Genomic DNA, 6,580 nt, shown 5'->3' on the forward strand with positions numbered 1-6,580 from the left:
CTGCACCTTGCCCGTGACCGTCATGGGGAATTGCTCCACGAAGCGGTAATGCCTTGGCACCGGCTCATCGTCGGCGCTTGTCTGCAATGACACCGGACTGGTTTCGGTCATGCTGTAGACGATCTGCACCTTGGCCATGTGCATCTGCTCGACGACCCTGCACATGACCTCGATCGGGCACGTGGCGCCGGCCATGATGCCGCTGCGCAGCGTCGAGAGGTCGAGGCGTTGGCGGAGCGGGTGATCGAGCATGGCGATGAACGTGGTTGGTACGCCATACAGGGTGCTCGCGCGTTCTTCAGCGACGCAACGCAGGTTCAGTTCGGCGTCGAAAGCGTCATTGGGTAGATCATGGTGCTGGCGTGAGTGATGCAGCCCAGGTTGCCCATGACCGTGCCGAAGCAATGGTACAGCGGTACCGGAATCACCATGCGGTCGTCGACGGTGAGGCCGAGGCTCTCGCCGACCCTGTCGCCATTATTGAGGAGATTGCGGTGGCTGAGGGTGGCGCTTTTGGGGCGCCGGTGGTGCCGGAGGTGTACTGGATGTTGACCGGCTGATCGGGGGTTAGCGCAGCTTGGCGGGCTCGTATGCATGCGTATCCACCTGGCCCGCCACTTCGGCGAGCCGCGCCCAGGCGGTGAAGCCGCACGGCGGCTGGTCGGCCAGGCTGATGATGCCCCGCAGCAAGGGTAAGGATTCGCTGCGTCATGTCCCGGCAGGGTGGCTGGCAAGATCGGGGATCAGCTCAGTGAGCATGGCGTGGTAGTCGGAGGTCTTGAAGGCATCGGCGCAAACCAGCCAGCGGCAACCCGATTGCCGCAGGACGTAGTCCAGTTCGCTGACCCGATACGCCGGATTGACCGTTACCAGAATGGCCCCGACCTTGGCGCTGGCGATCTGCAAGATGCACCACTGGGCGCAGTTCGGTGCCCGGATGCCGATGCGCTCACCGGCTTGGATGGCAAACGCCCTCAGGGCGCGGGCGTGCTAGTCAACCGTTGCGGCCAGCTCGCGCCAGGTCAGGCGCAGGCCCTGGTGGCGCACTACCAGCGCTTCACGGTTGGGGTAGGCGGCAACGGTGACGTCAAAGGCCTGGCAGATTGTCTGGTCGAGAAGCGGCCGGTCCTGGCGGCCACGGCTGTAGCTGAGCTGGCTCATGGGTGTCCCTTGTTGTGATTGTTGTGCTGGCAAGCGCCGGGTCATGCCGGCTCTGTGCGGTGCAAGCCAGCGACGTCGCAACTGTGGCCAAGTATTCCGTTAACGTAAAGGTGATGAGCAGATTGACAGCTTCACCGGCCATGCTTACGTTAACGTAAAGGTTAAATCCCAGCACTGATGACAGCTGGGTAGCGACCAGGCTGTTCAGTTCAACGCCGCTGACCTCTTTCAAGAACAATAAGGTGCCCTGTATGTACTACGCCTCCCTCAATTTCGCCTTGGGCGAAACCCTCGACATGCTGCGCGACCACGTCCGCGCTTTCGTTGCCGCCGAAATCGCCCCCCGTGCCGCGCAGATCGACCAGGACAACCTCTTCCCCGCCGACCTGTGGCGCAAGTTCGGTGACATGGGCCTGCTGGGCGTAACGGTGCCCGAAGCATTCGGCGGCGCCGGCCTGGGCTACTTGGCGCACGTGCTGGTCATGGAGGAAATCAGCCGCGGCTCGGCCTCGGTGGCGCTGTCTTACGGGGCACACTCCAACCTCTGCGTGAACCAGATCAACCGCAACGGCTCCGATGCGCAGAAGCGCCAGTACCTGCCCAAGCTGATCAGCGGCGAACACATCGGCGCGTTGGCCATGAGCGAGCCCAATGCAGGCTCCGATGTGGTGTCGATGAAGCTGCGGGCCGACAAGCGCGGCGACCACTACGTGCTCAACGGCAGCAAGACCTGGATCACCAATGGCCCCGACGCCCACACCTACGTGATCTACGCCAAGACCGACCTGGACAAGGGCGCCCATGGCATCACCGCGTTCATTGTCGAGCGGGACTGGGCCGGTTTCAGCCGCAGCCCGAAGTTCGACAAGCTGGGCATGCGCGGCTCGAACACCTGTGAGCTGTTCTTCGATGACGTCGAAGTGCCTGAGCAGAACATCCTCGGCCAGCTCAACGGCGGGGTGCGGGTGTTGATGAGCGGCCTGGATTACGAACGCGTGGTCCTGGCCGGCGGCCCGACCGGGATCATGCAGAGCTGCCTGGACCTGATCATCCCGTACATCCACGACCGCAAGCAGTTCGGCCAGAGCATCGGTGAATTCCAGCTGATCCAGGGCAAGGTCGCTGACCTGTACACCCAGCTCAACGCCAGCCGCGCCTACCTCTACGCGGTGGCCCAGGCCTGTGACCGTGGCGAGACCACGCGCAAGGACGCCGCCGGGGTGATCCTCTACACCGCCGAGCGCGCTACGCAGATGGCGCTCGAAGCCATCCAGATTCTGGGCGGCAATGGCTACATCAACGAGTTCCCTGCAGGGCGGCTGCTGCGCGACGCCAAGCTGTACGAAATCGGCGCCGGCACCAGCGAGATTCGGCGAATGCTGATCGGCCGTGAACTGTTCAACGAGACGCGCTGAGTCGGCGGCGAGCGAGCGACTTCGTCCAGCTCCGCATACGGCTGTCACAGCCCCTCCCCCTCAGCTCGGAACTCGCGGTCACAGCGTGCCGCGCCAAAGAGGTCAACGATGATCCTGAAGTCTCAGCTAAACGTGAATTCACCCGATTTTGCACGTAATCGCGAAGCCATGCTGACGCAGGTCGACGCCTTGCGCGCCCTGCTCGCTCAGATCAGCCAGGGCGGCGGCGAGCAGGCGCAGGCGCGACACATCGCGCGGGGCAAGTTGCTCCCGCGCGAGCGCATCGACCGGCTGCTCGACCCCGGCTCGCCGTTTCTGGAAATCGGCCAACTGGCGGCCCATGAGGTGTACGGCGAGGACGTCCCCGGCGCAGGCCTGGTGGCCGGTATCGGCCGGGTCGAAGGGGTGGAATGCCTGATCGTGGCCAACGATGCCACGGTCAAGGGCGGCTCGTATTACCCCCTCACCGTGAAAAAACACCTGCGCGCCCAGGCCATCGCCCAGGAAAACCGCCTGCCGTGCATTTACCTGGTGGACTCGGGCGGCGCCAACCTGCCGCGCCAGGACGAGGTGTTTCCTGACCGCGAGCACTTCGGGCGAATCTTCTTCAATCAGGCGAACATGAGCGCCCAGGGCATCGCGCAGATCGCTGTGGTGATGGGCTCGTGCACCGCAGGCGGGGCCTACGTGCCGGCCATGGCCGACGAGGCCATCATGGTGCGCCAGCAGGCGACCATCTTTCTCGCCGGCCCACCCTTGGTAAAAGCGGCTACCGGCGAGGTGGTGAGCGCCGAAGACCTGGGTGGCGCGGAGGTGCACTGCCGCACCAGCGGCGTGGCTGACCACTACGCCGAGAACGACGAACACGCCCTGGCCCTGGCACGGCGCTGCGTGGCCAACCTGAACTGGCGCAAGCAGGGCCAGTTGCAGTGCCAGGCGCCACGCCCACCGCTGCTCGACGCCGAGCAGCTGTATGGCGTGGTGCCTGCCGACGCCAAGCAGCCCTTCGATGTGCGTGAGGTGATCGCCCGGCTGGTCGACGGCTCGCAGTTCGATGAGTTCAAGGCGTTGTTCGGCACCACCCTGGTCTGCGGCTTCGCCCACCTGCACGGCTACCCGATCGCGATCCTGGCGAACAACGGCATCCTCTTCGCAGAGGCCGCGCAGAAAGGCGCGCACTTCATCGAGCTGGCCTGCCAACGCGGTATCCCGCTGCTGTTTCTGCAGAACATCACCGGCTTCATGGTCGGCAAGAAATACGAAGAAGGCGGCATTGCCAAGCATGGCGCCAAGCTGGTCACGGCAGTGGCCTGTGCGCAGGTGCCGAAATTCACCGTGATCATCGGTGGCAGCTTTGGGGCCGGCAACTACGGCATGTGTGGCCGCGCGTACGACCCGCGTTTCCTGTGGATGTGGCCGAACGCTCGGATCGGCGTGATGGGCGCCGAACAGGCGGCAGGCGTGCTGGTGCAGGTCAAGCGCGAGCAGAGCCTGCGCAGCGGCGAGGCATTCGACACCGAGGCCGAAACCCGCCTGCGCCAGCCGATCCTCGAACAGTACGAGCGTCAGGGACACCCCTACTATTCCAGCGCACGGCTGTGGGACGACGGCGTCATCGACCCGGCGCAGACCCGCGATGTCCTGGCCCTGGCCTTGAGCGCCGCCCTCAATGCGCCGATCGCGCCCAGCCGCTTCGGCATTTTCCGGATGTGACCCATGAGCAACTTCAGCACCCTTGAACTGATTCGAGACCGACGCGGTTTCGCCACCCTGTGGCTGAACCGCGCTGACAAGCACAACGCATTCAACGAGCAGATGATCCGTGAACTGGTCAGCGTCCTGACGCCACTGGCAGACGATGCCGACCTGCGTTTTCTCCTCCTGCGCGGCCGTGGCCGACATTTCAGTGCCGGCGCCGACCTGCTGTGGATGCAGCAGTCGGCACAGTTGGACCTGGCGCATAACCTGAACGATGCCAACGCGCTGGGCGAGCTGATGTACCGCCTGCACGCGTTGCCGATGCCGACCCTGGCCGTGGTGCAGGGCGCAGCCTTCGGCGGCGCGGTGGGGCTGATCAGTTGCTGCGATGTCGCTATTGGCGCCGAGGACGCCCAGCTCTGCCTGTCGGAGGTGCGTATCGGCCTGGCGCCGGCGGTGATCAGCCCGTTCGTGGTCGCGGCCATCGGCGCACGCGCTGCGCGTCGTTATGCGCTGAGCGCCGAACGCTTCAGCGGCCTGCGAGCGCGGGAGCTGGGCCTGCTGGCCGAGGTGTACCCGGCTGACACCCTGGAGGCGGCGGTCGAGACCTGGGTCAGCACCCTGCTGCTCAACAGCCCCCAGGCCATGCGCGCCAGCAAGGCGCTACTGCAACAGGTCGGCGACGCGGCGCCGTCTGCAGCCGTGCGTGCCGCCTGTGAGCACTGCATCGCGCAGATTCGTGTCAGCGCCGAAGGCCAGGAAGGCCTGCACGCGTTTCTGGAAAAACGCCCGCCGGCCTGGCAGGCCGCCCCCCTCGACCCGGAGCCATGCTCATGAGCCAGATCCCGCTGACCACGCTGCTGGTCGCCAACCGTGGCGAAATCGCCTGCCGCATTCTGCGCACGGCCAAGGCCATGGGCCTGACCACCGTCGCCGTGCACAGCAGCATCGACCGCACTGCCCGGCATGTGCGCGAGGCCGACATCAGCGTCGGTCTGGGCGGCGCGAAAGCGGCCGACAGCTACCTGGACATCGACAAGGTGCTGGCCGCCGCCCGCGCCAGCGGCGCCCAGGCCATTCATCCCGGCTACGGCTTCCTCTCGGAAAATGCCGGTTTCGCCCAGGCCATCGCCGAGGCTGGCCTGATCTTCCTCGGTCCGCCGGCCAGTGCCATCGAGGCCATGGGCAGCAAATCGGCGGCCAAGGCGTTGATGGAGCAGGCCGGTGTTCCGCTGGTACCGGGCTACCACGGTGCTGCGCAAAGCCTCGACACGTTCCGCGACGCCGCCGCGCGCATTGGCTATCCGGTGCTGCTCAAGGCCAGCGCCGGTGGCGGTGGCAAAGGCATGAAGGTGGTCGAACACGAGGGCCAGCTGGCTGAAGCGCTGGCCTCGGCGCAGCGCGAGGCGCGCGCATCGTTCGGCGATGCGCGGATGCTCGTGGAAAAGTACGTCTTGCAACCGCGTCACGTGGAGATCCAGGTATTCGCTGACCAGCACGGGCAGTGCCTGTACCTCAATGAGCGGGACTGCTCGATCCAGCGCCGGCACCAGAAGGTCGTCGAAGAAGCGCCAGCGCCAGGGCTCTCGCCAGCGCTGCGCCAGGCCATGGGTGAGGCGGCGGTGCGCGCGGCGCAGGCCATCGGTTATGTCGGTGCCGGCACCGTGGAGTTTCTGCTCGATGCCCGTGGCGACTTCTTCTTCATGGAGATGAACACGCGCCTGCAGGTCGAGCATCCGGTCACCGAAGCCATCACCGGGCTGGACCTGGTGGCCTGGCAGATCCGCGTGGCCTGCGGCGAGCCGCTGCCGTTGCGCCAGGCCGACGTGCCGTTGCGCGGGCATGCCATCGAAGTGCGCCTGTACGCCGAAGACCCGGCCCACGATTTCCTGCCCTCCACCGGCACCCTGACGCTCTACCGCGAGCCGTCGCTGGGCCCGGGACAGCGCATCGACAGTGGGGTCAGCGAGGGTGACGAGGTGTCGCCGTACTACGACCCCATGCTGGGCAAGCTGATTGCCTGGGGCGAAGACCGTGAACAGGCACGCCAACGCTTGCTGGCGCTAGTGGCCGGCATGGCGATTGGCGGGGTGAAAAGCAACCTGGGCTTCGTGCAACGCATTCTGGCGCATCCGGCCTTTGTGTCGGCGGCGCTGGACACCGGCTTCATCCCGCGCCATCAGGCCGACCTGCTGCCCGCCGCCCAGGTGCTGCCGGAGGCTTTCTGGCAGCAGGCCGCGCAGGCGTGGCTGACCCACCCTGACGCTGCGCTGCGTGCCGACGATGGCGACTCGCCCTGGGCGGCC

4 protein-coding genes and 1 pseudogene are annotated in these 6,580 nt (G+C 65.9%); 4 read left to right on the forward strand and 1 reads right to left on the reverse strand.

The genetic code is table 11. The annotated features are described in order from the left end of the window. Positions 1-63: 63 nt before the first annotated feature. A pseudogene (locus tag RT028_RS11375) lies at positions 64-1,161 on the reverse strand (AMP-binding protein); the annotation flags it as partial. Positions 1,162-1,412: 251 nt separating this feature from the next. Between RT028_RS11375 and RT028_RS11380 the strand changes: the two are divergent. From RT028_RS11380 to RT028_RS11395, 4 genes are all read left to right on the forward strand, one after another. Next, entirely contained in the window at positions 1,413-2,576 is a 1,164-nt protein-coding gene (locus tag RT028_RS11380) for an isovaleryl-CoA dehydrogenase (RefSeq protein ID WP_312934951.1), read from the forward strand. Positions 2,577-2,684: 108 nt separating this feature from the next. After that, positions 2,685-4,289: a carboxyl transferase domain-containing protein gene (locus RT028_RS11385; protein ID WP_312934952.1), complete on the forward strand. Its 1,605-nt coding sequence runs from the start codon at positions 2,685-2,687 to the stop codon at positions 4,287-4,289. Positions 4,290-4,292: 3 nt separating this feature from the next. Further along, a complete protein-coding gene (locus tag RT028_RS11390; RefSeq protein ID WP_312934953.1) occupies positions 4,293-5,111 on the forward strand; it encodes a gamma-carboxygeranoyl-CoA hydratase in 819 nt (272 codons plus the stop codon). Further along, a partial coding sequence (locus RT028_RS11395) for an acetyl-CoA carboxylase biotin carboxylase subunit (RefSeq protein WP_312934954.1) occupies positions 5,108-6,580 on the forward strand: 1,473 nt, incomplete at its 3' end. The genes RT028_RS11390 and RT028_RS11395, both read left to right, overlap by 4 nt.

Origin of the sequence: Pseudomonas sp., assembly GCF_032058845.1 — a bacterium.
Lineage (GTDB): Bacteria > Pseudomonadota > Gammaproteobacteria > Pseudomonadales > Pseudomonadaceae > Aquipseudomonas.

Excerpts from the sequence above, each read along its gene's own strand:
- RT028_RS11380 (WP_312934951.1), top strand. The coding sequence starts at position 1,413 with ATGTACTACGCCTCCCTCAATTTCGCCTTGGGCGAAACCCTCGACATG.
- RT028_RS11385 (WP_312934952.1), top strand. The coding sequence starts at position 2,685 with ATGATCCTGAAGTCTCAGCTAAACGTGAATTCACCCGATTTTGCACGT.
- RT028_RS11390 (WP_312934953.1), top strand. The coding sequence starts at position 4,293 with ATGAGCAACTTCAGCACCCTTGAACTGATTCGAGACCGACGCGGTTTC.